Origin of the sequence: Kribbella hippodromi (assembly GCF_039531045.1) — a bacterium.
Classification (GTDB): Bacteria; Actinomycetota; Actinomycetes; order Propionibacteriales; family Kribbellaceae; genus Kribbella; species Kribbella hippodromi.
This window is the reverse complement of the sequence record NZ_BAAAPH010000010.1, coordinates 73,727-96,751: the sequence shown is the minus strand read 5'-3', so window position 1 is coordinate 96,751 and position 23,025 is coordinate 73,727. Positions and strand designations below refer to the sequence as shown.

The following is a 23,025-nucleotide window of genomic DNA, read 5'->3' as shown; positions in this document are numbered from 1 at the left end:
TTCAGTGTTCTGGGTGCGTGCGGTCGGGGAGGTCGGGGTCGGCGCCGGCCGGGATCGGCTCGGTCGCCTCCGGTCTGGACTCCCCGGCCCCGATCGACATGGCAGATCGGGTCGCCTTGGTCCGGCGGTCCTCGCGCCGCTTCCGCTCCGCGTAGTACCTGGGTGACACCCCCTCGGCGGCGATCTCCTTCGCGAGCTTCCGCAGGTCGGCCTCGGCGGCGGCCAGTTCGGCGATCTCCGCGGCGGGCGGTTGAGGGCCGTACGACAGCAGTACGCGGTTCTGCAGGTCGAAAGTCGCGGTGGCCGGGAGTACATGCAGTACGACGCCTGAGGCCAGGATCGGCTCGGAGCGCTTCGCGTTGTGCGCGTTCGACTTGATCCGGGTGCCGTCGAAGATCGTCACCGCGCCTCGGCCGACGACCTCCAGATGGCTGCCGCGTACGACGGCCGCGGTGTCCTCGTCGACGCCGATGCCGAGCAGACCGGGGGACTGGGCGACCAGAGACAGCAACCGGCCGTACCGGTTGCGCTGGGCGAAGTGTTGATCCACGATCGCGCCCTGAACCAGGCCGAGCCCGCCGGACAGCTGGCTCATCCGCTGCCGCGGTGTTGCGCCGGACCGGCCGAAGGCGATCATGTGCTCGGCCAAGATGCTCGCGCCGGCCGACGTACCACCCACGGTCGCGCCGCGGGCGTGTGCGGCGGTGACCGCGCGGCCGAACGCCGTACCGGTGACGACGCCAGCGAGCTTCAGCTGGTTGCCGCCGGTCATGAAGATCCCGGTCGCGTCGTGCAGCGGCGCGATGAACGCCGGATCGTCGGCGTCCTCCCGATTCTCCGGCCGCACCCCGACCACGCTCTCGGCACCGAGCGCGGCGAACAGCGCCCGATACACGTCGATCACGTCCGGCCCGAGCGCGGACGCGGTCGGCACCACCACGATCCGCGCCTTGGACCCACCCGCCGCCTGCACGAACTCCTGCAGCACCGTCCGCTTCTTCAGCTTGTCCTCGGCCCCACCGATAGCGAACAGGGCACCAGGCCCACCCTGCAGATCAGACATAACCGAAGCTTAATTCCATTCCCACCCCCCACCGACCAACCCCACCCACACCCCGCCACCCATACGCCCGCGCCTCGTACGCCCGTGCGCCGTACGCCCGTGCGCCGTACGCCCGTGCGCCGTACGCCCGCGCCCGCCGCTCGTACCCCCCGCCCCAACTCAAAGGTCGGCTTGGTCAGCGTTGGTGGTCGGCGGGGTGGTGGGGTGGGCGTGCGCTGGCGGTGGTTGATGCGGCGGCTGCGCCCCGCCGGCGTACCCCGCTGCTCGTGCCCCCGCTCACTCGCCAGCGACCCCGCGCCCCAGCGCCCGCCGGCTGTCTGGTGACGGTCGCCACGATCGTTCACGGCGGTCGGGGCTCGGTGGGAGGACATCCGCTCGTATCCCCGCCCCGACTCCGGCTTTGGGAAGCCGCCGTGGATTTCCGATGCCGGAAGATGCTTGGTGGCTTCTCAAAGGTTGGCTTGGTCAGCGTTGGTGGGTGGTGCGGTCGGCGGGGCGGAGGGGTGGGCGAGCGGCGGCTGGGGCGGTGGTGTTGGCAGTGGTGGATGCGGTCGCTGCGGCGGATGAGGGTGCGGGGGTGGTTTGGGTGGGGGTGGTTGGGGCGTGGTTGTGCTGGGGGATGCCGCGGACGTACAGGACGGGGGTCATGTCGCGGGGTGTGATGGTGGCCGGGGCGGCGTCGCGGACTATCGGTTTGGCGTGGAAGGCGATGCCGACCGCGGCCGCGTCGATCATGTCCAGGTCGTTCGCGCCGTCGCCGATCGCGATTGTCCGGTCCATCGGAATGTTCGCCCGCTCGGCGAATTCCCTCAGCTTCCGCGCCTTCGCGGCCCGGTCGATCACCTCGCCGGTCACCCGCCCGGTCAGCTTCCCGTCGACGACCTCCAGCGTGTTCGCCGCGGTGTACGCGGCGTTGATGCCGTACTCGGCCGCGAGCCGGTCCGTGATCTGGGTGAAGCCACCGCTGATCAACCCGATCTGGTCACCATGCTCCTGCGCGGTCATCACCATCACCGGTACGCCGGGCGTCAGCGCGATCTTGTCGTACACCCGGTCGAACGCGCCTTCGTCCAGCCCTTCGAGCAGCGCGACCCGCTCGTGCAGCGACTCCTCGAAGTCGAGCTCACCGGCCATCGCGCGGGCCGTCACCTCCTTGACGCGATCGACCGTACCGGCCTCGTCTGCCAGCAACTCGATCACCTCGTTCTGGATGAACGTCTGGTCCACGTCGAGCACGATCAGGTGCCGCCCGGACGGAGCGCCCGGCTGGACCGCCACGTCGACCCCGTCCAGCTCGGGCAGACCGCGGACGATCCGCCGGATCGTGGCCGGGTCGACGCCGGAGACATCAAGCTGGTACGCGGCGTTGTTCGCGGCGAGCGACTGGATCCGGTCGAACTGCCCACCCGAGCCGGCCAGCTGTCCGGTGATCGCGGCCACGCCGGCGGAGCTCAACTGGTCGCCGAAGACCGTCAGCCGATGACGTTCCACCGGCCGTTGCTCAGTCCCGGCGGCATCCGATACGGAGATGGTGAACTCCGGGCCGAGCGCGAGCCGGTCGAGCGCGCCCTGGGCCGTACCGGCGGCGGGTTCTTCTACTTGCAGGCTGAACATCAATCGGTCCCCGACGGCCATGTGGTTGATTCCGGCGGGCGTCAGGCCCGCGTCGGTGAGGGCTTTCACCACGGTCGACGGCACCATGGGCAGGTTCGGGCCGGTCACGGTGACCGCCCTCCGTCGTCGATCGGACTGCTGCTCGGCAGCGGCGGTATCGGTCACGGTCACGGATCGTAAGGGCCTGCCGGGGCCAAGTTCCGGGTCAGGCTGGAGTATCCGCGTCCGCGGTTTCGACTTCCTCGCGAGTGATGCCGAGGAGGTACAGGATGGTGTCCAGGTACGGGACGCTGAGGTGGGTGTCGGCGGCCGCGCGGACCACCGGTTTGGCGTTGAACGCGACGCCGAGACCGGCCGCGGCGAGCATGTCCAGGTCGTTCGCGCCGTCGCCGATCGCGACCGTCTGGGTCAGCGGCGTACCGGAGCGGACCGCGAAGCTGCGGAGCGCGGTCGCCTTGCCGGGGCGGTCGACGATCTCGCCGACCACGCGGCCGGTGAGCTTGCCGTCGACGATCTCCAGCTCGTTCGCCTTCGCATAGTCGATGCCGAGCTCGGCGGCGAGCTTGTCGGTGATCTGGCTGAATCCGCCGCTGACGATCGCGAACTGGTAGCCGAGCCGCTTCAGCGTACGCACCAGCGTGCGCGCGCCGGGCGCCAGCTCGATCGCGGCGTACACCTCGTCGAGCGCGGTCGCCGGGAGACCTTCGAGCGCGGCGACCCGATGCCGCAGCGAGTCGGCGAAGTCGAGCTCGCCCCGCATCGCCTTCTCGGTGACCGCGGCGACCTCCTCCAGCCGCCCGGCGTGGGCGGCGAGCATCTCGATCACCTCGCCCTGGATCAGCGTGGAGTCGACATCCATCACGATCAGCCGCTTCGCCCGCCGGTACAGTCCACCGTCCTGCACGGCGATGTCCAAGTGCTGGCGTACGCCCTCCTGCGCCAGCACCTTGCGCAGTGCTTCCGGCTCGGCGCCGGACACGGCGATCTCCATCGCGGTCACCGGGTACCGGGCCATCCGGCTGATCCGGTCGATGTTCGCTCCGGTGTCGGCGATCCGGCCGGCCACGGCGGCCAGCCCGGCGGCGGTCAGCGGATGCCCGATCACGGTCACCTGGCTGCGGCCCTTCCGGCGGGGCTCGTTGTCGCCGACGCCCTTCTTCACCGAGATGTCGACGTCGAGCACGTCGGCGAGCGCCTTCAGCTCTTCCTTCAGGTCCTTGTGGTCGCGGGGCGCCGACAGCAGTACGCCCAGTACCAGCCGGCCACGCAGCACGACCTGCTCGGCGTCGATCACCTCGAGCCCACGGGTCGCGAGCGTCGACAGCACCGCGGACGTCAGCCCCGGCCGGTCGGTACCCGTCAACGTCACCAGCAGCGTCGGCCGTTCGGCCGCGTTCTCAACCTCACGGAGATCAGTCATCGCACCCCGAACGCTACCCACCTCCCGTCACCACGCGCCGCCCGGTCCGCATCTCAAGCCCCCGTCCGGGCCAACTCCAGCCGAAGACACGATGGATCGGGGGTCACCCCAAACCGGTTTGGGGTGATTGTCTGCGTAGAGCGGGGAGGGTTGTACTCCTGGAATGGGTGATTAGGTACCCCAAACCGGTTTGGGGCTCAGGCGGGTACGGGCGGGGCGCAGGCGGCGACGAGGGCGCGGCGGGCCGCGGCGGCGAGGTCGAGCAGCGCCCGGCGGCGGGCGTCCGCCTCGGCGCCGGTGACCGCGGCGCCGTCGTCCTCGAGCGCCGCGTCGGCAATCGCCAGACACCGCCGCGCGGTCGCCGCCGCCTTCACCGCGCGCGGTTCGTACCCAGGAGCCAGCTCGTCACCACTGCCCCGGCCGATCTTCCGGATGTCGATCAACGCGTCCGCGACCTCCGGCTTCCACCGCGCCACATCCAGCGCGGCCAGCGACTCGGCCGCATCGATCAGCGCCAGCCGCAAAGCACGATCCGCCTCGCCGAAGTCCGCGGGCAGTGGGCTGGCGGCGGGCAGTACGGACCACTGCACCGCCGGCCCCACGTACGCCGGGATCAACCCGATCTCCGGCCCGGTCAGCACGACCGCCTCGCCCGTCTCCAGCGCGGCCTCGTTGAACGGCGGCGGACCGGCCAAGCCGATCGGATCGCCAGGCACGGGCAGCGCGAGGTGCGCTTGCGTCGTCCCCGCGGCGCGCAGCAGGTTCAGCGCCACCGGCAGCGTGGCCGGCTCGGGATGACCGGCCAGTCCGGCGACGTGGTGACCGACATCGTCGCCGAGGATCTTGTGGGCGGCGGTGTCCGGGTCGCAGGCGCCGGTCAGCATCGCGTTCGTCCAGACCGTGAACCGGACGCAGGCGGAGGTCGTCAGCACGCCCGCAAGTCTCGCACCACCCAACTTCCGGGTGCCAACGGCGACCCCTTAGGTTTTGTGCATGACTGCAGTGGTGGAGCTGGCCGGGGTGTCGGTCGTACGTGGGGACGCGCGTCTGCTCGACGGGATCGACTGGACCATCGACGAGGCCGACCGATGGGTGGTGATCGGCCCGAACGGCGCCGGCAAAACCACGCTGCTGCAGATTTTGGCCGCGCAAATGCATCCGACCGCCGGCGTCGCGGGCCTGCTCGGTGACGTGCTCGGCACCGTCGACGTGTTCGAGCTGCGCCCCCGGATCGGACTCACCAGCGCCGCACTCGCGGACCGGCTGCCGAAGAGCGAGCGCGTGTCCGACGTGGTGGTCTCCGCCTCGTACGCGGTGCTCGGCCGGTGGATCGAGGAGTACGACGAGCTGGACCATGAGCGCGCGACCGCGTTGCTTTCGGAGCTGGGGATCGCGCATTTGGCGGACCGTACGTTCGGGACGCTGTCCGAGGGGGAGCGGAAGCGCGTACAGATCGCCCGCGCGCTGATGACCGACCCCGAACTGATGCTGATGGACGAGCCCGCCGCCGGCCTCGACCTGACCGGCCGCGAACAACTGGTCCGCTCCCTCAGCTCGATCGCCACCGCCGTCGGCGCCCCCGCGATGGTCCTGGTCACCCACCACGTCGAGGAAATCCCACCCGGTTTCACCCACGCCCTCCTGCTCAAACAAGGCCGCGTGGTAGCCGCCGGCCCCATCGACGAGTCCCTGACCGCCGAAACCCTCAGCGAAACCTTCGACCTGGCCCTGACCCTCCACCACCACGACTCCCGCTACACCGCCCGAGCCTTCTGACCCACTCGTCCACAAAGGTGGTTATCCACTCCTGTGGTGGGTTCTCCACCGTTACACCAGTGGAGAACCCACCACACGGGTGGATATCCACTGATGTGGTGTACGCGGCGGGGTGGGGCGGGATGGGCTTGGGGTGGATAGGCTTGGGTGATGATGGACTGGCTGCGGGAGAACTTGTGGGCCGGGTGGCTGATTGTTGCCGCCGCGCTCGGGCTGGCGGAGCTTGCTTCGCTCGACTTCACGCTGCTGATGCTGGCCGCCGGGGCGCTGACCGCGGCCGGGGTGGCGGCGTTCTTCCCGGGGCTGCTCTGGCTGCAGATCGTGGTCGGACTGCTGACGGCCGGCGCGATGCTGGCCGCGATCCGGCCGATGATCGTCCGGAAGATCCATCACGGGCAGGAGCTGAAGACCGGTTCCGCGCATGTCATCGGGCGGTCCGGCACCGTGGTGAAGGAGATTCACCCGGACGGCGGCGGTTCGATCCGGCTCGGCGGTGAGTTGTGGACGGCCCGCCCGTACGACGACGTGTCGACGATCGCGCCGGGTACCCGCGTCGAGGTGATGTCGATCGACGGCGCGACCGCGGTCGTGTACCCGGTCGCCGAACCGCTCGACCGCCAACTCGAAAACACCGACCCCCAGCAACCGAACCCCACCGACCCACCCCAAGCCTGACCGCCGCCCCGGCCCCGGACTCACCGCAAACGTGAGCGTTGTCTGGTCGCGGGGGCGCAGTAGGGTCGAGGTGAGAGCGGAGTAGTTGCGGGATCGGTATCTGGCGCGCTGGGAACCGGTGCGGTGGATGGACCGTCGATAGGAAAGACTGTCCGTGTCTTGCGGGTTATGCCGAGTGGAGGGTCGAAGTGACCGCGTTCCTCATAGTGCTGGCGCTGGTCGCCTTACTGGTGATCGTCACGCTGATCAAGTCCGTCCGGGTGGTGCAGCAGCAGACCGTCGGGATCGTCGAGCGGTTCGGCAAGTTCAAGACCGGTTTGCAGCCGGGCCTGAACCTGTTGACCCCGTTCGTCGACAAGGTCCGCTACACCATCGACATGCGCGAGCAGGTGGTCGCGTTCCCGCCGCAGGGCGTCATCACCGAAGACAACCTGATGGTGTCGATCGACTCGGTCATCTACTTCCAGGTGAACGACCCGGTCCGCGCGACGTACGAGATCTCCAACTACATCCAGGCGATCGAGCAGCTGACCATGACCACGCTGCGGAACATCATCGGTGGCATGGACCTGGAGCAGACGCTGACTTCGCGTGAAGAGATCAACGAGAAGCTCCGGTACGTACTGGACGAGGCGACCGGCAAGTGGGGCATCCGGGTGAACCGGGTCGAGCTGCGGTCGATCGACCCGCCGCCGTCGATCCAGGACTCGATGGAGAAGCAGATGCGCGCCGACCGGGACAAGCGCGCCGCGATCCTGACCGCGGAAGGTATGCGGCAGTCGGCCGTTCTGTCTGCCGAGGGTCAGAAGCAGTCCGCGATCCTCACCGCTGAAGGTGACAAGCAGTCGCGCATTCTGCGCGCCGAGGCCGAGCGGCAGGCGCGGATCCTGAAGGCGCAGGGTGAGGCGCAGGCGATCACCACGGTGTTCAACGCGATTCACGCCGGGAAGCCGGACCAGGGTCTGCTCGCGTACCAGTACCTGCAGATGCTGCCGTCGATCGCCCAGGGTGACGCGAACAAGCTGTGGATCGTGCCGAGTGAGATCGGTGACGCGCTGAAGGGCCTGGGCAGCGCGGTCGGTCAGGTGGCCGGGATCACGCAGCAGGCGCAGGGTGACTGGAAGGCGCCGGAGCTGAGCGACGGCGAGGTGCCGGAGCTCGACGCGGCCGCTGCCGGCGAGGGCGCGGGCGGTGCCGCGGTCGCGGAGGCCGACAACGCGGTCCGCGAGGCAATCGCCGCCGCCGAATCCGCCGCCGTCGGCAACAACCGCGCCGGCGTTCCGCCGACCACCCCGAGCATCCCAGCCCCGGCACAGGAGCCCCCGGCCCCCGAGCCCCCCTCCACCTCCCCACCCCAGCGCTGACCGCACCACAACAGCGCTGAACCGGCGCGGGTGGTGGGTTGGTGGTGTTCGCCCTCCCGGAGATTGGTCCGGGAGGGCGTTGTGCTGTTCAGCGGTCGGACAGTTCTGCGGGTGGGAGATTCGGTGCGTAGAGTCGGTCAGCGATGACATGGTTCGAGGCGGCGTTCATCCTGGTGGCGGGGATGGGTGCGGGGACGATCAACGCCGTGGTGGGATCAGGCACCCTGCTCACCTTCCCGGCGCTGCTCGCCGTCGGCGTACCGCCCGTGCTCGCCAACGTCAGCAACACCGTCGGCCTCGCCCCGGGTACGGCGGCCGGCGCGATCGGCTATCGCCGCGAGCTCGAAGGGCAGCGCGGCCGGATGATCCGGCTCGTCCCGGCCTCACTCGCCGGCGGCATCGTCGGGGGAGTGCTGCTGCTCACCCTCCCGGACTCCGCGTTCCATGCCGTCGTCCCGGTCCTGATCCTGCTCGGCTGCCTCCTGGTCGCCTTCCAGCCGTGGCTGAAGCGCTGGGTCAGCGCGCCGTCGCATCAGCATCGCGGCGCCTGGTGGGTGATCCCCGCGGTCTTCGCCACCGGTGTGTACGGCGGGTACTTCGGCGCCGCCCAGGGCGTATTGCTGATGGCGATCCTCGGCCTCGGCCTGGACTCCAACCTGCAGCGCATGAACGGCCTGAAGAACGTCCTGGCCACCGTCGTGAACACGGTCGCGGCGATCCTGTTCGTGATCGTGCACGAGATCGACTGGCTCGCCGCCGTCCTGATCGCGGTCGGCTCGACCATCGGCGGTTTCATCGGCGCCCGCTACGGCCGGCGCCTGCCGCCTGTCGCGCTCCGGGCGCTGATCGTCTGTATCGGCATCCTCGCGATCGTCACGATGCTGTTCTGACCGCCGGCGGTCAGGACCGGCTGCTGACCTGCAGCCCGGCCAGCAAAAGATCCAGCCCGTAGTCGAACTGCTCGTCGCCACCGGTCGTCCGCGCCAGCTCCGGTGCCAGCTCGACCACCGCCGGGAACTCGCGCGCCGACAGCGACTCGATCGACACCCGCAGCCGCCGCCACGCCTCCGGATCGCGCCGCTCGGCGGCCATCTGGATCTCCCACGATGTCGACCCGAGCACGTACGTGAACAAGGTCGTGTGCGTCCGGGCGGCTGCCTCGGCATCGAAGCCGGCTGCCCGCAGTACGCCGAGGAGTCCTTCGGCGACCCGCGCCGTCTCGTGCCCGCTCAAGGGCCGGCCGCCGAGTAGTTGCACCAGGCAAGGATGCTGCAGCATCAGCAGCCGTAGCGACCGGCACACCGCCCGCACCTGGTCGGGCCACGGCACCCCGGTCGGTACGGGCGGCAGCAGCGACATCAAGTGGTTCCGGACCGCGTCGTACAGGTCGTCCTTGTTCCGGAAGTACGTGTAGAGCGCCATCGGGCCGACCCCGAGCTCGGCCGCGACCCCGCGCAGGCTGAACGCGTCGGCGCCCTTCGCCTCCATCAGCTCCAGCGCCGTCCGCACGATCAGGTCGGCGCTCAAGGTGTTCCGCGGCGTCCGCGCCATGTGACCCAGCTCCCTTCGATCTCTCTAACGTACAGTGTATAGTACGGTGTATGCGAGCCATTCAGATCACCGAATTCGGCGGGCCCGAGGTCCTCAAGGTCAGCGACGTCCCGGAGCCGGTGGCCGGCGACGGGCAGGTCCTGATCGCGGTCGACCGCGCGGGCATCAACTACGCGGACACGCACCAGGTCGAAAACAGCTATCTCTCCGCCACCCAGCTGCCGCTGATCCCCGGCGGCGAGGTCGTCGGGCGTACGGCTGATGACCGGCGCGTGGTCGCCCTTGTCGGTTCAGGCGGCTACGCCGAAAAGGCGGTCGCACAGGCGGCGTACGCGTGGGAGGTCCCGGCGGGCGTCACCGACGGTCAGGCGCTGGCTCTGGTCTTGCAAGGAACCACGGCGTGGCACTTGCTGAAGACCTCCACCCACCTGCAGCCGGGCGAGTCCGTCCTGGTGCATGCGGGGGCCGGGGGAGTCGGCTCGCTCGCGGTCCAGCTCGCCAAGCTCTGGGGCGCCGGCCGTGTGATCGCGACCGCGTCGACCGAGGAGAAGCGCCAGCAGGTGCTCGAGCTGGGCGCCGACGCGGCCATCGACGGTACGCCGGAAGGGCTGAAGGACCGCGTTCTCGAGGCGAACGAAGGCAAACCGGTCGACATCGTGCTGGAGATGGTCGGTGGACCGACGTTCGACGAGTCGTTCGCCGCGCTGGGTCGCTTCGGCCGCCTGGTCACCTTCGGCGCCGCATCCCGGCAGTCCGCCGCGCCGATTGACTCGAGCCGGTTGATGAAGGGCTCCAAGACCATCGCCGGCTTCTGGCTGGCCGACTGCTTCCGGGACCCGCGGCTGCTCGGCGGCCCGCTTGCCGAGCTGTTCGACCTGACCGCGGCCGGCAAGCTCCGGGCGATCGTCGGCGGCGAGTACGGCCTGTCCGAGGTCGCGACCGCCCACGAGGACATGCGCGCCCGCCGTACGGTGGGCAAGCTCCTGCTCGATCCCACTCGCTAGGAGAAACTTGTTATGACAATCGCTGTCGAGAAGGTTCTTTACACCGCTCGCGCCACCGCTGACGGCGGCCGGGACGGGAAGGTCGCCACTGACGACGGCAAGCTCGATGTCGTGGTCGCGCCGCCTGCGGAGATGGGTGGCACCGGCAACGGTACGAACCCAGAGCAGTTGTTCGCGGCCGGGTACGCGGCCTGCTTCCACAGTGCGCTGAAGGTGGTGGCCCGCAAGGCCCGCCAGGATGTCGACGCGTCGACGGTCACCGCCGAGGTCGGGATCGGCCCGATCAACGGCGGCGCCGGGTACGGCCTGCAGGTCGCCCTGGTGGTGAGCCTGCCCGGTCTGGAGCGTGCGGTCGCGGAGCAGCTCGTCGCTGCGGCGCACGAGGTCTGCCCGTACTCGAACGCGACCCGCGGCAACATCGCCGTGGACCTCAAGGTGGCCTGAAACTACAGCCGGCCGAGGGCCTCTTTCAGGAGGCTCTCGGTCTGCGACACCGGGGTGGCCGCGATCGTCAGCCCTTCCATGATCGCGACGTACTCGTCGACTTCTTCGAGCTTGTCCAGGTACAGCGCGCTGGCCGCGTGCTCGATGTACACGATGTCCGGCAGGTCGCCGTCGGCGAACCGGAGCAGGCTGAACGCACCGCCGGCGCCGGGGTAACCGACGCTGCTGAACGGCATCACCTGCAGGCTGATGTTCGGCTGCTCGGCCCACATCATCAGGTGCTCGATCTGCGACCGCATCACGGCCGCGCCGCCGACCGGCCGGTGCAGTACGGACTCGTCGATGACGACCCAGAGCCGCGCCGGGTTCGGCCGGGTGAGGATCTGCTGCCGGGTCACCCGCAGCTCCACCCGCTGGTCGACCTCCTTGTGCGGCAGGAACGACTTGCCGTGCTGCACGACGGCGCGGGCGTACTCCTCGGTCTGCAGCAGGCCGGGGACGAACATCACCTCGTACGTCCGGATCAGCGATGCGGCGACCTCGAGGCCGACGTAGTTCGCGAACCAGGTCGGCATCACGTCGCCGTACCTGGACCACCAGCCCGGGTTGTTCGCGGCCCGGGCCAGCTCCATCAGCCGGGCGGACTCGTCCTCGTCGTCCATCCCGTACAGCTCGAGCAGGTCGCTGACGTCACGTTCCTTGAAGCCGACCCGGCCGAGCTCCATCCGGCTGACCTTCGACTCCGAGGCGCGGATCTGCCAGCCCGCGTCGGCACGACTGATCCCGGCGGCTTCACGCATCCGCCGCAGCTGCCCACCGAGCATGATCCGGAGCGCGGTCGGCCCTCCGTCGCCACCACCGCCGCTCACCGTCACCTGCTCACTCATTCGACCCGCACCCGGTCACGTACCCATTTCAGCCCGCGATGCTACCGCCTGTCCACGACAATCCGGCGATCGGCACTCCGCCTGGTGATCTTACTCAACTGTTTGACGAGGAAGCGAGCGTCCCGGTGGACGATCGTCAGTGCTGGGCGAGGTCGAGGACCGTTGCGGTTGGCAACTTCGCCAGGTCGGCGCCGTCGATCAGCAGTTTCGAGCCGCGGATGCCGCTGCCGATCACCACCGGGCCGGCCGCCACGACCGCCTCGTCGACCAGCACCGGCCAGTCCGCCGGCAGGCCGATCGGGGTGATCCCGCCGTACTCCATCCCGGTCCGCCCGACCGCGTCGTCCTGCGCGGTGAAGGAGATCTTCCGGACGCCGAGGTGCTTGCGGATCACGCCGTTCACGTCGGCCCGGTCGGTCGCCAGCACCATCACGGCCGCGTACGACTCCTCGCCGGCCCGCTTGCCGAGCACGATCACACAGTTCGCCGAGGCGGCCATCGGCACGTCGTACTCCGCGCAGAACGCTGCCGTGTCGGCCAGCTCCGCGTCGATCGGGGTCGCGTACGCCGCGAGGTCGCCGAGCGCGTCCCGCACCGGCGCGGCCAGCAGCTCCGGTACGTCGGCCGCCGGCTTCCACTCGGGCTTGCCCAGCACCGGCGCCGTCACCGCGCGTCCTTCACCAGGTCGGCGTACTCGGTGTGCTCCGCGAGGAAGCTCTGGTAGAACGGGCAGGCCGGCTTCACCTGAAGACCGAGCGCCCGCGCGTCGTCGAGGGACTTGGTCGCGATCCGTCCGGCCACGCCCCGGCCGCGGAACTCGGGCAGCGTCTCGGCGTGCACGAAGGTGATCAGGCCCGGGTGCAGGTGGTAGTCGACAAAGCCCATCAGCCGGCCGTCGGCGTCCTGCGCTTCGTACCGGCTGCGCTCCTTGGCGTCCACCACGGTGATCTCGTTCTCCATGCCCGCAACTGTAGCCACCATGACGGACAGTTTTGGCACCGTCACAACCGGGGTACCGGCTGATGGGTTTTTCCACCGGAGCGGGTCAGCGGGAGGAGCACAGATGAGCAGCGAGCATGCGTTGGAGCACGGCAAAGCGATACCGAGTCTGGTGCCGGCCCGGATGGACCGGCTGCCATGGACCCGCTTCCACTGGATGATCGTCGTCGGCCTGGGCGTCTCCTGGATTCTGGACGGCCTGGAGATCCAGCTCGTCTCCCTGGTCGGGAACGTGCTGAAAGAGCCGGAGACGCTGCATCTGACCACCTCCGAGGTCGGTCTGATGGCCTCGGTGTACCTGGGCGGCGAGGTGGTCGGCGCGCTGCTGTTCGGCCGCCTGACCGACCGGCTCGGGCGGCGCAGCCTGTTCATCGTCACGCTGCTCGTGTACTTGATCGCGTCCGGCGCGGCCGGTCTGTCCTGGAACCTCGGTTCGCTGCTGTTCTTCCGGTTCATCGCCGGGATGGGCATCGGTGGTGAGTACGCGGCGATCAACTCCGCGATCGACGAGCTGATCCCGTCCCGGTACCGCGGCCGCGTCGACATCGGCGTCAACGGTACGTACTGGGGCGGTGCGCTGATCGGCTCCGCGGTCGGCCTGGTGTTCCTGAACAAGGACATCGTCCCGATCGAGTGGGGCTGGCGGCTGTGCTTCCTGATCGGCCCGGTGATGGGGCTGTTCATCATCTACTTGCGCCGGCACATCCCGGAGAGCCCGCGCTGGCTGATGACGCACGGGCGGGTCGAGGAGGCGGAGCGGACCGTCGACGACATCGAAGCGCGGGTCCGCGCGCAGGGCGGCGAGCTGCGCGAGGTCCGCGACGACGAGGCGATCGAGCTGGTCGACTACCCACCGGTGACGTACCGCGAGATCGCCCGGGTGATGCTCCGCGACTACCGCAGCCGCTCGTTCCTCGGCTTCTCGATGATGGTCACGCAGGCGTTCCTGTACAACGCGATCTTCTTCACGTACGCGCTGGTGCTGAAGTCGTACTTCGGCCTGAACGACTCCAGCGTCGCGCTGTACTTCTTCCCGTTCGCGATCGGCAACCTGGCCGGCCCGTTGCTGCTCGGCCATCTGTTCGACACGATCGGGCGGCGGAAGATGATTCTCGGTACGTACACCCTGTCCGCCGTCGTACTGTTCGTCACGGCACTGCTCTTCAACGCCGGCACCCTGAACGCCGCGTCGCTGACCGGGCTCTGGTGCGTGGTGTTCTTCTTCGCCTCGGCCGGCGCGTCGTCGGCGTACCTGACGGTGAGCGAGATCTTCCCGATCGAGCTGCGCGGCCAGGCGATCTCGTTCTTCTTCGCGATCTCCCAGCTGACCGGCGGCGTGATCGCGCCGTTCCTGTTCGCGTCGCTGATCGGCACCGGCCCCAACCCGGCGCGCGGTCCGCTGACCGTCGGGTACATCGTCGGCGCGGGCGTCATGCTGGCCGGCGGAATCATCGCCTGGGTGTTCGGTGTGGACGCCGAAGGCAAGTCCCTGGAGAACATCGCGAAGCCGCTGTCGGCGAAGACCGGCGCCACCCGCTTCCAGGGTCCGACGCCGCGCCTACCCCGTACGGATCTCTAAGATGACTGCGTGGGTTCGCTGCTGATTGCCGGTACGACGTCGGATGCCGGGAAGACGACCGTCGTCACGGGGTTGTGCCGGTGGCTGGCGCGGCAGGGCGTACGGGTGGCGCCGTACAAGGCGCAGAACATGTCGAACAACTCGATGGTCTGCGCGGACGGTACCGAGATCGGGCGGGCGCAGTGGATCCAGGCGGTGGCCGCGGGTGCCGAACCTGAGGCCGCGATGAATCCGGTGCTGCTCAAACCGGGTAGCGATCGGCGCAGCCATGTCGTGCTGATGGGGCAGCCGTGGGGCGAGTTGTCCGCGCGGGGGTTCCTGACCGAGCGCGCGGAGTTGGCGAAGGCGGCGTTCGCGGCGTACGACGATCTCGCGTCCAGGTACGACGTGGTGATCAGCGAAGGCGCGGGCAGTCCGGCCGAGATCAACCTGCGGCAGTCCGACTACGTGAACATGGGGCTCGCGCAGCACACCCGCGCGCCGGTCGTGGTGGTCGGTGACATCGATCGTGGCGGAGTGTTCGCGTCGATGTTCGGTACCGTCGCGCTGCTCGACGCCGCGGATCAGGCGCTGATCAGCGGATTCCTCGTGAACAAGTTCCGTGGCGATGTGTCGTTGCTGCAGCCCGGGATCGACATGCTCGGTACGGTTACGGGGCGGCCGACGTACGGCGTACTGCCCTGGTTGCCCGATCTCTGGCTCGACTCCGAGGACGCGCTCGACATCCCGGTGCGCCGGACCGCGCCGACCGACCTGCTGACGATCGCGGTGGTGCGGTTCCCGCGGATCAGCAACTTCACCGACCTGGATGCGCTCGCGGTCGAGCCGACCAACAGCGTGTTCTTCACCACGAGTGCGGCGGAGGTGCGCGACGCGGATCTGGTCGTGCTGCCCGGCTCGCGGGCGACGGTGTCTGATCTGGAGTGGCTGCGTACGCACGGACTGGCCGATGCGCTGGTCGCTCGCGCCCGGCGCGGTGCTCCGGTGCTGGGGATCTGCGGCGGGTATCAAGCGCTTGGCGCAATGGTCTCCGATCCGGATGGCGTGGAGACCGGTGGCGATCATCCCGGGCTGGATTTGTTGCCGGTGACAACGGTGTTCCGGCCGGAGAAAACCCTGGCCCGGCCGGCGCCGACGGCGTACGAGATCCATCACGGCGTGGTCGAGGTCGTTGGTGAGGCCGACGAGTTCCCGGGCGGGTGCCGGCGCGGCAACATGTGGGGCACGATCTGGCACGGGTTGCTGGACGACGATGCCGCGCGGCACGCGTTCCTGACCGAGGTGGCCGCGCTGACCGGTAAGCCGGCGCCTGACGGTACGGTGTCGTTCACCGCACTGCGCGAGCAGCGGCTGGATCGACTGGCTGATTTGATCGAAGAACATGCTGACACGGCTGCGTTGATGCAGTTGATCGAGCACGGTGCGTCCGCTGCGCCGTTCGTACCCCCAGGAGCTCCGTGAAGAACGTGCTGCAGGACTACCTCCAAGGTACGCGGGCGCTGCTGCTCGCGAAGCTCGACGGGCTGAGCGAGTACGACCGCCGCCGGCCGATGGTGCAGTCCGGGACGAACCTGCTCGGGCTGGTGAAGCACCTGGTCGGGGTCGAGTACGTGTATCTCGGCACGAGCGTGGGCCGCCCGCCGGCGGAGATGCTGCCCTGGGACGCGGACGGGTCGGTCTGGGACGGCGCCGACATGTGGGCGAAGCCGGATGAGTCGACCGAGTACCTCACGGGCTTGTACCGCGAGGCTTGCGCCCACAGCGACCGCTCCATCGCCGAGCTCGAACTGGACCACCCGGCCGAGGTCCCACACTGGTCGGAGGAGAAGCGGCGTACGACCTTCGGCGCGCTCCTGGTCCGCGTAGTAGACGAAACCGCCCACCACGCCGGCCACGCCGACATCCTCCGCGAACTAATCGACGGCCAAGGCGGAAAGGACGCCGCCATAATGGACGCGGCAGGCTGGACCGACTACTACACAACCATCCAACACGCAGCCGAGCCCTTCCTCGACCGGTAGCGGCGCCCGCATGACTGGTGCCTGGCCGGACATGACGCGAATCGACACCTGACTGGCGTGGCGATGATCCTCGTACCAAGTGAAAGGCGCGTTTGACGCCTGGTGCGAGGAAGAAGGTGCCGCATGGGAGCGATGAAGAAGGTCGACGACCCACGCGACGAGCGGAGCATGGACGCGGCCAAGGAGGGCTTGGGCGTCACCCTGCGGCTGGCGTTCCTGCGCCGTGTGGACCCCGCCGTTCAGCCGCCCGACGCCGACCAGCCCGCGCCGCGCCGGCCCCGCCGGAAGCTCGTCGTAGGCCTGTCTCTGACCGCCCTGTCAGCCGGCGCCGCCCTCAAGTGGCACACCGTCGCGATCTGGCTCCAGAACTTCCCCTGGTGACCGGTCAACCGTCCCGGTTCAGGCAGGTGTGGGCGATGTCCAGTACTTGGAGCGGTAGGTCGGTGAGAAAATCGAGGGTGGGTTGGGACAAGCCGGGGATACAGGCCAGGAGTGGGAGGCGGAGGTGCAGGAGACCGGCCAGGAGTGCCGCCTCGGCTTCGGCGATTGGTTCGATCGCGCTCCGGATCCGTACCCGCCACCCGAGCGCGTCGGCCGGCGGTTGCACGACCCGCACCGGCACCGGCAACGCCGTGGACAAGAACGACGGCTCCAACGCGGGCACCCACCCCTCGACGCACGGGCAGAGCTGCAGCATGACGTCAGCGATGTCGTGGAGGTCGCCAGCACAAGCACCAGCGTGATCGGTACGTGCATCCAGCGCGGCCTTGAACACCGCCGCGTACTCGTTGGGCGGCACCACGTACTCCCGCGTCGCCCGCACCTCCACGCCGTCCGACGTCCGCAACTCGCCGTCCTGCAACAAGGTCAGCAGCGCGTACCGGTCGATCACCAACCGCGGTACGACGACGTCAGGGTCCACGGGGTCAGCGGCCATGGCGTGGCGGCCGCAGCCGGGAGTGGTCGAGGTCGAGATCGTCGATGAAGCGCGCCGCCTCGCTGGTCGGCACCACCAGCACCGCCCAGCCGAAGTCGAGGACGTAGATCGGGAGCTCGAGTACGTCGTCGCGGTGCCCGGCCCAGCGGTTGTAGGCGTCCTTCGGGATCACCACCTGACCGGGCCGCTTCTTCAGGCTCTTCAGGGTGGCGAAGGTGCCGTCCCGCCCGAGCCGGAGCAGGGACTTCCGCTTCTGCGCGCGCAGGGCGCGCAGGGCGGCTTCACCGCGGGCCTTCGCCTCCTGCTCCGGCGTCTTGGGGCCGGTGTCGTCTGACATGGCGGACGTCCTCACGTTCGTCGTCGCGGCTCATTCGTGATCGTCGTGATCGGCCTGCCCGGTGGGGAGCGCGTTCAAGTCGTTCAGCACCCGGGCGTAGACCGGGTCAGCCTCCGCCAGATGCATCTCCAGGGTCGAGGTGTAGAACCGCGCGTCCGCCGAGATCGACAGCAGCAGCCGTCCTTCTTTCACATTGATGAGTCGCGAGTGCAGCTCCGTGATACTCAACGCGATGATTTCGTTACTGGTGATGCCGAGATCGCGGGCGATCTCCTCGTACTTGGACCAGACCGAGTTCTCGATCCGGAACAATGCCTCGACATAGTTGACGGCATCGGTCTCGGGCGTGTTCATCGACATCTGCCGGTTCCTCCTGTTGGTGGTGGGGTACGAGGCCGGGGCATGCTCAGCCGGCTTCCGCTTGGTCGGGCTCCGGAACCGTGGTCGGCGGTTCGGGGCTTGTGGTCCGGCGGCGTTTGGCCTTCCACTCGTCGACGAAAGTGCTGGTCGTCGATCGGCCGGTGTCCTCGAACAGCTCACTCGGTACGGTGGCGGCGGGCTTGATCTGCTTTCGGGTGGTGGCGAGGTCACGCAGGCTGTCCAGGAGATCCTCGGCGCCCTGATCCTGTTCGGTCCGCGGCCGGCAGACGCCGTCGGTCAGCATCCGGTCCCGGACCGCGGTACGGACCGCGGGCGCACTGGTCGCGGTCGCGAGCCTGATCGCGATCGAGCAGGTGAGGTCCTCGCCCAGGTGCCCGGTCCGGACGAACGCGTGGCCGCGGCCGAGGCTACGGACATCGGACTCACGCAGCGAGAGCTCTTCGGCGAACCGGGCGACGTCCCGGCCGGCCGTCTTCATGGCGATCAGCGTGCCGACGTTCGAAAAGATCGCGTCCGCGAGGCGCGGACTCGTCGCGCCCTCGTACAGCGAGAACGCCTCCAGCTGGCGGAGGTTCTGGTGCGCGATGGTGAGACCGAGCCGGAACTTGCGTGCCTCCGCCACCAGTTCCTCGAGATCGGTCGTCACGAACCGCTGGAACTCGTCGACGTGTACGTAGAACGGGCGCCGCGCGTCATGCCCGCTCAATTGCGCTTCCTGGAACAGCCGGTCGAAGATCAGCGCCCCGAGTACCGACGCGGTGGCCGCGGGCATGTGCGTGTCGGGCAGCCGTACCAGAAGGATCTTGTTCTTCCGGTAGATGTCGCGGATGGACAGCGGGCTGTCCGCCAGCTGGGTGGTGATCGCGCGCAGCGCCGAATGCGGACCGAGGTCGTTGAACTTCGCGGTCACCCAGCGCGAGGTCTCGGCCAGCTCCGACCCGCGCATGTTGAACAGCCGCTCCCACTCCTCGCCCAGGTCCGGCCGCACCTTCATGACCTCCGTGCGTGCCCAGCGCTGGAGCTTGTCGCTCTTCACGATCTCGATCGCCGCCGCAAGGGTGGGATACGCGCCGGTCTTGGGTACAAGGGCCGCCGTGGTCTCGAGCGCCAGGCGGACCGAGTCCGCGAACACCGGCCCGGCGAACTGGTTGAAGGTGCGCTTGGCGAACAGATCGACGACGCGCGCGGTGCTCTCGACGTACTCTGTCTGTCCTTCGGTGTCGAGTGTCAACGGGTTGAGCAGCGGTACCGCCTCCGGATCACCGAAGTCCAGCAGCGTGACGTCGTCGGCCCGGTCGCCGACGGTGTCGAGCAGGTGATCGATCAGGTCTCCGTGCGGGGTGATCACGGCCACGCCGTACCCGCTCCTGATGTCCTGCTCGGCGATCAGCTTCATCAGGTTCGTCTTGCCGGAGCCGGTCTTGCCGACGATGTACAGGTGCCGGAGGCGTTCCTCCTCGGAGATGCGTACAGCGGACGCGCGGTCCCAGTCGGGTCCTTGGACGCTGGTCGTGCCGAGGGTCACGCCGTCCACGTCGGACAGGTCGTGCGCGGCCGGGATCGTCGTCGGGCCGCTCTGCATCCCCCTGCCCTGCAACGGGCCGTAGGGTGCGTGCCAGGCGCGGAGTGCCATCTCGGGCGAGTACACCGGAGGCATGGCGCGCGCGACCTCCCGGCTGGTACAGATGCGTACCGGCAGACCGAGCACGCTGTGACCGATCAGGTGCAGCAGCCCAGGCTCGACCAGATGCCTCGCGGCCACCGACAGTTCGAGGCTGAGCCCGACGCTGTCGTCGCCGCTGTGCAGGCTGGCCAGGAAGGGCAGTCCGGGGTCGAAGTCGTACCCCGAGAGATCTCCCAGCTGCGCCGGCCTGGTCGCGATGCTCTCCGCCGGGCGGCCGGTGGCCGTGCAGGTGATGTCGATGGCGATGGGCGTGCCGCGGTGGCGTACCAGGTCGACGAGCACTGCCCAGTCCGGTTTGACCGGGAGGGCGGTGGCATCGGGTACGAGGAACCGGCGCGAGCGCTGGGTCGCGGCGGCGGGATGCCGATCCCGCGACAGGCTGTACCCGGCCGCGAGCGCTACACTCGCGATGTTCTCCAGCTCGAGCAGCGAAGCCGGCGGCAGCTCCAGGTCGTCCGGAGCCGAGCAGATCAACGACATCCGCGCACCCACCGACGACGGCTTGTCGTGCGGTACAGCTTCCAGCCGCCAGGTCAGCGCGACTCCTCGAGGCAGATTCGCCAATGCCTTGAGAAGCAGCAACTGGTTGGACAGCGACTGACGTGTCATCGACCCCTGGTGGGAGATGATTTGCAGCGCCCAGAATGGCTTCATGTCGCGAGGTTCGCCCACCGTACCGGCGGATCGCAATCAATCTCATGCTTCCGCGCGCGCATCCATGACGACGCTTGTCGGCGTGCGGCCCGGCTCCGACACTGCGAGGCAGTAGAGCTCGCTCGGGAGGCCGCGGATGCTGAAACTGGACACGAACCTGCTAGCTGAGCTCGGGCTCGGCGCGCTCGACCCGGAAAGCAAGAAGGCGCTGCTGGAGCACATGTACTCCACCCTGGAGCTCCGCGTCGGCGAACTGCTGATGTCGACCCTGTCCGACGCGTCGGTGGCCGAGTTCGAGGAGCTGATGGAGGCCGGTGACGAGGAGGCCACGCTCGCTTGGCTGGAGGCGACCTGCCCGGACTATCGCGAGGCGGTGAATGCGGTGTTCGCGGATCTGAAGGCTGAGATCACCGGTTCAGCCGCGGCCATCCTCGCGGCGGAGCCGGACGCCGGTTCGTAGACCGGCTGGGTGAGACTGGGGCTGTGGATGAGTTCGAGCGGGTGCGGGGGCGGTTGTTCGGGATTGCTTATCGGATGACTGGGGCTGCCTCGGAGGCTGAGGAGGTTTTGCAGGACGCTTGGGTTCGGTGGGCGGAGGTTGATCGGGGGGCGGTGCGGGACCCGGGGGCGTACCTGGCCAGGGTGGTGACGAATCTTTCGATCAAGCGGCTGACGTCTGCGCGGGCTCGGCGTGAGGTTTATGTGGGGGAGTGGCTGCCGGAGCCGGTGCTGACCGGGCGGGTGGAGTTCGATGCGCTCGGGCCGTTGGAAATCGTGGCGGAGCGGGAGTCTGTGTCGTTCGCGTTGTTGGTGCTGCTGGAGAGGCTGACGCCGGCTGAGCGGGCGGCGTACGTGCTGCGGGAGGCGTTCGAGTACGGGCACCGCGAGGTCGCGGAGCTGATCGGTACGTCGGAGGCGAACGCACGACAGCTGGTGTCACGAGCGAGGAAGCGCCTGACAGCTGAACACCTGGAGGGGGTGGCGGGGCAGTCGTCCGAGCAGGCGGGGCAGGCGGTCGTGCGAGGGTTGGGGGAGGGTCGGCGGCCGGCGGAGCGGGCGGGAGGCGCGGGGCGGCGGGTGGTCGATCGTGTTCGGTGGCGGAAGTTGGTGGAGGGGTTTTTGGCGGCTGCTCGGTTGGGGGAGGTCGAGCGGTTGGAGGAGCTGCTGGCGGCGGACGTGGTGTCGCGGGCTGATGGTGGTGGGAAGGTGATCGCGGCGCGGAACCCGGTCTTCGGGCGGGAGCGGGTCGCGCGGTACTTGATCGGTGTGCTGGAGCGGTTCGGCGCCGGGATCGAGCCGTACTTTGCGGAGGCCAACGGCGAGCCGGTACTGGTTGCCGCCGGCGCCGACGGGGTTGTCGCGATCTGCTTCATCAGCATCGAGGACGAGCAGATCACCGGCCTGCGGCTCGCGATGAACCCGGACAAACTCACCTTCGCCGCGGCGCAGCTGTCACAGATCGGAGGGCTACCGGATCTGAGCTCCTGAACCGAAAGGACACCAGATGACCTCCATCCTCGTCACCGGCGGCACCGGCACCCTCGGCCGGCCCACCGTCACCAAACTCCAGACCACCGGCCACCAGCTCCGCATCCTCAGCCGCAACCCCGGACCTGATCACCTCGTCGCGGATCTCAGCACCGGTGCTGGGGTGGTGGCGGCGGTGGAGGGTGTGGAGGTGATCGTCCACCTCGCGACCAGCCAAGGCGCCAAGGACATCCAGCAAACAAAGAACCTGCTCGCGGCGGCGCCCCGCGTACGCCATCTCATCTTGATGTCGATCGCCGGCATCGACCAGGTTCCGCTCGGCTACTACCGCGCCAAACTCGAGTCCGAGCGCCTGGTCGCCGAGTCCGGAGTCCCGTACACCATCCTGCGCGCAACCCAGTTCCACGACCTGCTCGACAAAGTGCTGACCGTGCAGCGCTTCCTGCCGATCGTGCTCGCCCCGGCCGTTCAGCTGCAGCCGATCGCCGTCGAGGACGTAGCGGTCCGCCTCGCCGAGCTCGTCGACGCCCCGCCGGCAAACGGCCGCGTCGCGGACATCGGCGGCCCCGAGCGCCGCGCCGTACCCGACTTCGCCCGACTCTGGAAACAAGCCCGGGAAGTCCGCCGACCAGTGGTCCCACTCCGCCTACCAGGCCGCATCTTCCGCGCGTACGCGGCCGGCAACGCGACGGTCGAAGGCCCGGCGTACGGCCGCATCACGTTCGAGGAGTACCTCCGATGAGGGCGTACACGCGAGCCGTCCTGGTGATCTTCGGCGTACTCGAACTGGTCCTCGGCCTCTGGCTGACGATCGTGCCGCGGACGTTCTACGACCACGTACCGACGGTCGACTGGACACCGCCGTACAGCGAACACCTGTTCCGCGACTTCGGTGGCGCGAGCCTCGGCCTGGGCATCGTCCTGCTGGCTGCGGCGATCCGCCTGGACCGGTACCTGACCGCGGTGGCGCTGATCGCGTTCCTCGCGTACGCCGGACCGCACCTGTTCTTCCACCTCGGCCACCTCGAAAGCGACCAAAAGGGATGGTCGATCGCCCTGGCGATCGTGCTGACCCTGATGGTGCTCGTCCCGCTGACCGCGCTGGCCGGCGTCCGCAGGCTCACTTGACGACTGTGACAGTAGGACT

Annotated in this window: 26 protein-coding genes; 14 read left to right on the top strand and 12 right to left on the bottom strand. The window is 68.8% G+C overall.

Going from position 1 to position 23,025, the window contains the following annotated elements; translation table 11 throughout:
- Nucleotide 1 precedes the first annotated feature (1 nt).
- From ABD260_RS17235 to ABD260_RS17220, 4 genes are all read right to left on the bottom strand, one after another.
- Nucleotides 2-1,063: a cyanophycinase gene (locus tag ABD260_RS17235; RefSeq protein ID WP_344234585.1), complete on the bottom strand. Its 1,062-nt coding sequence runs from the start codon at nt 1,061-1,063 to the stop codon at nt 2-4.
- Nucleotides 1,064-1,528: 465 nt separating this feature from the next.
- Nucleotides 1,529-2,842, bottom strand: coding sequence for a phosphoserine phosphatase SerB (serB, locus tag ABD260_RS17230; RefSeq protein ID WP_344234584.1), 1,314 nt, complete (start codon nt 2,840-2,842; stop codon nt 1,529-1,531).
- A 40-nt stretch (nt 2,843-2,882) separates the two neighbouring features.
- Nucleotides 2,883-4,097, bottom strand: coding sequence for a phosphoserine phosphatase SerB (serB, locus tag ABD260_RS17225; RefSeq protein ID WP_344234583.1), 1,215 nt, complete (start codon nt 4,095-4,097; stop codon nt 2,883-2,885).
- Between the two features lie 197 nt (nt 4,098-4,294).
- Nucleotides 4,295-5,029 carry a hypothetical protein gene (locus tag ABD260_RS17220; RefSeq protein WP_344234582.1) on the bottom strand — a complete coding sequence of 245 codons (735 nt, stop codon included), beginning with the start codon at nt 5,027-5,029 and terminating at the stop codon, nt 4,295-4,297.
- Between the two features lie 61 nt (nt 5,030-5,090).
- Here ABD260_RS17220 and ABD260_RS17215 point away from each other — a divergent pair, with 61 nt between their 5' ends.
- From ABD260_RS17215 to ABD260_RS17200, 4 genes are all read left to right on the top strand, one after another.
- Nucleotides 5,091-5,873 (top strand): ABC transporter ATP-binding protein, encoded by a 783-nt coding sequence (locus ABD260_RS17215; RefSeq protein ID WP_344234581.1) that lies wholly within the window; start codon nt 5,091-5,093, stop codon nt 5,871-5,873.
- Between the two features lie 150 nt (nt 5,874-6,023).
- Nucleotides 6,024-6,548, top strand: coding sequence for an NfeD family protein (locus ABD260_RS17210; protein ID WP_344234580.1), 525 nt, complete (start codon nt 6,024-6,026; stop codon nt 6,546-6,548).
- A gap of 188 nt (nt 6,549-6,736) precedes the next feature.
- Nucleotides 6,737-7,912, top strand: a complete 1,176-nt coding sequence (locus ABD260_RS17205; protein ID WP_344234579.1) for an SPFH domain-containing protein — start codon at nt 6,737-6,739, stop codon at nt 7,910-7,912.
- Nucleotides 7,913-8,055: 143 nt separating this feature from the next.
- Nucleotides 8,056-8,802, top strand: a complete 747-nt coding sequence (locus ABD260_RS17200; protein ID WP_344234578.1) for a sulfite exporter TauE/SafE family protein — start codon at nt 8,056-8,058, stop codon at nt 8,800-8,802.
- Between the two features lie 10 nt (nt 8,803-8,812).
- On the opposite strand, the gene ABD260_RS17195 is transcribed toward ABD260_RS17200, so the two are convergent.
- Nucleotides 8,813-9,463: a TetR/AcrR family transcriptional regulator gene (locus ABD260_RS17195; RefSeq protein ID WP_344234577.1), complete on the bottom strand. Its 651-nt coding sequence runs from the start codon at nt 9,461-9,463 to the stop codon at nt 8,813-8,815.
- A gap of 50 nt (nt 9,464-9,513) precedes the next feature.
- Here ABD260_RS17195 and ABD260_RS17190 point away from each other — a divergent pair, with 50 nt between their 5' ends.
- Nucleotides 9,514-10,467, top strand: coding sequence for a quinone oxidoreductase family protein (locus tag ABD260_RS17190; protein WP_344234576.1), 954 nt, complete (start codon nt 9,514-9,516; stop codon nt 10,465-10,467).
- A 12-nt stretch (nt 10,468-10,479) separates the two neighbouring features.
- The gene (locus ABD260_RS17185; RefSeq protein ID WP_344234575.1) at nt 10,480-10,911 is read left to right on the top strand and encodes an organic hydroperoxide resistance protein; all 432 of its coding nucleotides are present in this window, start codon (nt 10,480-10,482) and stop codon (nt 10,909-10,911) included.
- Between the two features lie 2 nt (nt 10,912-10,913).
- On the opposite strand, the gene ABD260_RS17180 is transcribed toward ABD260_RS17185, so the two are convergent.
- The 3 genes from ABD260_RS17180 to ABD260_RS17170 all read right to left on the bottom strand — a co-directional run bounded on the left by ABD260_RS17180 (nt 10,914) and on the right by ABD260_RS17170 (nt 12,758).
- Nucleotides 10,914-11,798: a helix-turn-helix domain-containing protein gene (locus tag ABD260_RS17180; RefSeq protein ID WP_425553351.1), complete on the bottom strand. Its 885-nt coding sequence runs from the start codon at nt 11,796-11,798 to the stop codon at nt 10,914-10,916.
- Nucleotides 11,799-11,934: 136 nt separating this feature from the next.
- Complete coding sequence (locus ABD260_RS17175; RefSeq protein WP_344234574.1) at nt 11,935-12,465, bottom strand: YbaK/EbsC family protein; 531 nt, start codon at nt 12,463-12,465, stop codon at nt 11,935-11,937.
- Nucleotides 12,462-12,758: a GNAT family N-acetyltransferase gene (locus ABD260_RS17170; RefSeq protein WP_344234573.1), complete on the bottom strand. Its 297-nt coding sequence runs from the start codon at nt 12,756-12,758 to the stop codon at nt 12,462-12,464. Before ABD260_RS17170 ends, ABD260_RS17175 begins: the two co-directional genes overlap by 4 nt.
- Nucleotides 12,759-12,861: 103 nt before the next feature.
- Here ABD260_RS17170 and ABD260_RS17165 point away from each other — a divergent pair, with 103 nt between their 5' ends.
- The 4 genes from ABD260_RS17165 to ABD260_RS17150 all read left to right on the top strand — a co-directional run bounded on the left by ABD260_RS17165 (nt 12,862) and on the right by ABD260_RS17150 (nt 16,778).
- On the top strand, nt 12,862-14,376 hold the full coding sequence (locus ABD260_RS17165) for an MFS transporter (protein WP_344234572.1): 1,515 nt from the start codon (nt 12,862-12,864) through the stop codon (nt 14,374-14,376).
- Nucleotides 14,377-14,385: 9 nt separating this feature from the next.
- Nucleotides 14,386-15,837 (top strand): cobyric acid synthase, encoded by a 1,452-nt coding sequence (locus tag ABD260_RS17160; protein WP_344234571.1) that lies wholly within the window; start codon nt 14,386-14,388, stop codon nt 15,835-15,837.
- Entirely contained in the window at nt 15,834-16,397 is a 564-nt protein-coding gene (locus tag ABD260_RS17155) for a DinB family protein (RefSeq protein ID WP_344234570.1), read from the top strand. The genes ABD260_RS17160 and ABD260_RS17155 overlap by 4 nt, the downstream gene beginning before the upstream one ends.
- 123 nt (nt 16,398-16,520) lie before the next feature.
- Nucleotides 16,521-16,778: a hypothetical protein gene (locus ABD260_RS17150; RefSeq protein ID WP_344234569.1), complete on the top strand. Its 258-nt coding sequence runs from the start codon at nt 16,521-16,523 to the stop codon at nt 16,776-16,778.
- A 4-nt stretch (nt 16,779-16,782) separates the two neighbouring features.
- Here the strand turns inward: ABD260_RS17150 and ABD260_RS17145 are convergent, their stop codons facing one another.
- From ABD260_RS17145 to ABD260_RS17130, 4 genes are read right to left on the bottom strand one after another with little or no spacing between them, the layout of a single operon-like run.
- Nucleotides 16,783-17,319: a hypothetical protein gene (locus ABD260_RS17145; RefSeq protein ID WP_344234568.1), complete on the bottom strand. Its 537-nt coding sequence runs from the start codon at nt 17,317-17,319 to the stop codon at nt 16,783-16,785.
- 4 nt (nt 17,320-17,323) lie between these two features.
- On the bottom strand, nt 17,324-17,671 hold the full coding sequence (locus tag ABD260_RS17140) for a hypothetical protein (RefSeq protein ID WP_344234567.1): 348 nt from the start codon (nt 17,669-17,671) through the stop codon (nt 17,324-17,326).
- A 30-nt stretch (nt 17,672-17,701) separates the two neighbouring features.
- Entirely contained in the window at nt 17,702-18,031 is a 330-nt protein-coding gene (locus ABD260_RS17135) for a hypothetical protein (protein ID WP_344234566.1), read from the bottom strand.
- Nucleotides 18,032-18,077: 46 nt separating this feature from the next.
- The gene (locus tag ABD260_RS17130; RefSeq protein WP_344234565.1) at nt 18,078-20,390 is read right to left on the bottom strand and encodes a type IV secretory system conjugative DNA transfer family protein; all 2,313 of its coding nucleotides are present in this window, start codon (nt 20,388-20,390) and stop codon (nt 18,078-18,080) included.
- Between the two features lie 136 nt (nt 20,391-20,526).
- On the opposite strand from ABD260_RS17130, the gene ABD260_RS17125 reads away from it, so the two are divergent.
- From ABD260_RS17125 to ABD260_RS17110, 4 genes are read left to right on the top strand one after another with little or no spacing between them, the layout of a single operon-like run.
- Nucleotides 20,527-20,850, top strand: a complete 324-nt coding sequence (locus tag ABD260_RS17125) for a DUF5663 domain-containing protein (RefSeq protein ID WP_344234564.1) — start codon at nt 20,527-20,529, stop codon at nt 20,848-20,850.
- A 23-nt stretch (nt 20,851-20,873) separates the two neighbouring features.
- Nucleotides 20,874-21,878: a sigma-70 family RNA polymerase sigma factor gene (locus ABD260_RS17120; protein WP_344234563.1), complete on the top strand. Its 1,005-nt coding sequence runs from the start codon at nt 20,874-20,876 to the stop codon at nt 21,876-21,878.
- A 16-nt stretch (nt 21,879-21,894) separates the two neighbouring features.
- A complete protein-coding gene (locus ABD260_RS17115; protein WP_344234562.1) occupies nt 21,895-22,620 on the top strand; it encodes an SDR family oxidoreductase in 726 nt (241 codons plus the stop codon).
- Nucleotides 22,617-23,006 carry a DUF4345 family protein gene (locus ABD260_RS17110; protein ID WP_344234561.1) on the top strand — a complete coding sequence of 130 codons (390 nt, stop codon included), beginning with the start codon at nt 22,617-22,619 and terminating at the stop codon, nt 23,004-23,006. Before ABD260_RS17115 ends, ABD260_RS17110 begins: the two co-directional genes overlap by 4 nt.
- Nucleotides 23,007-23,025: the final 19 nt, after the last annotated feature.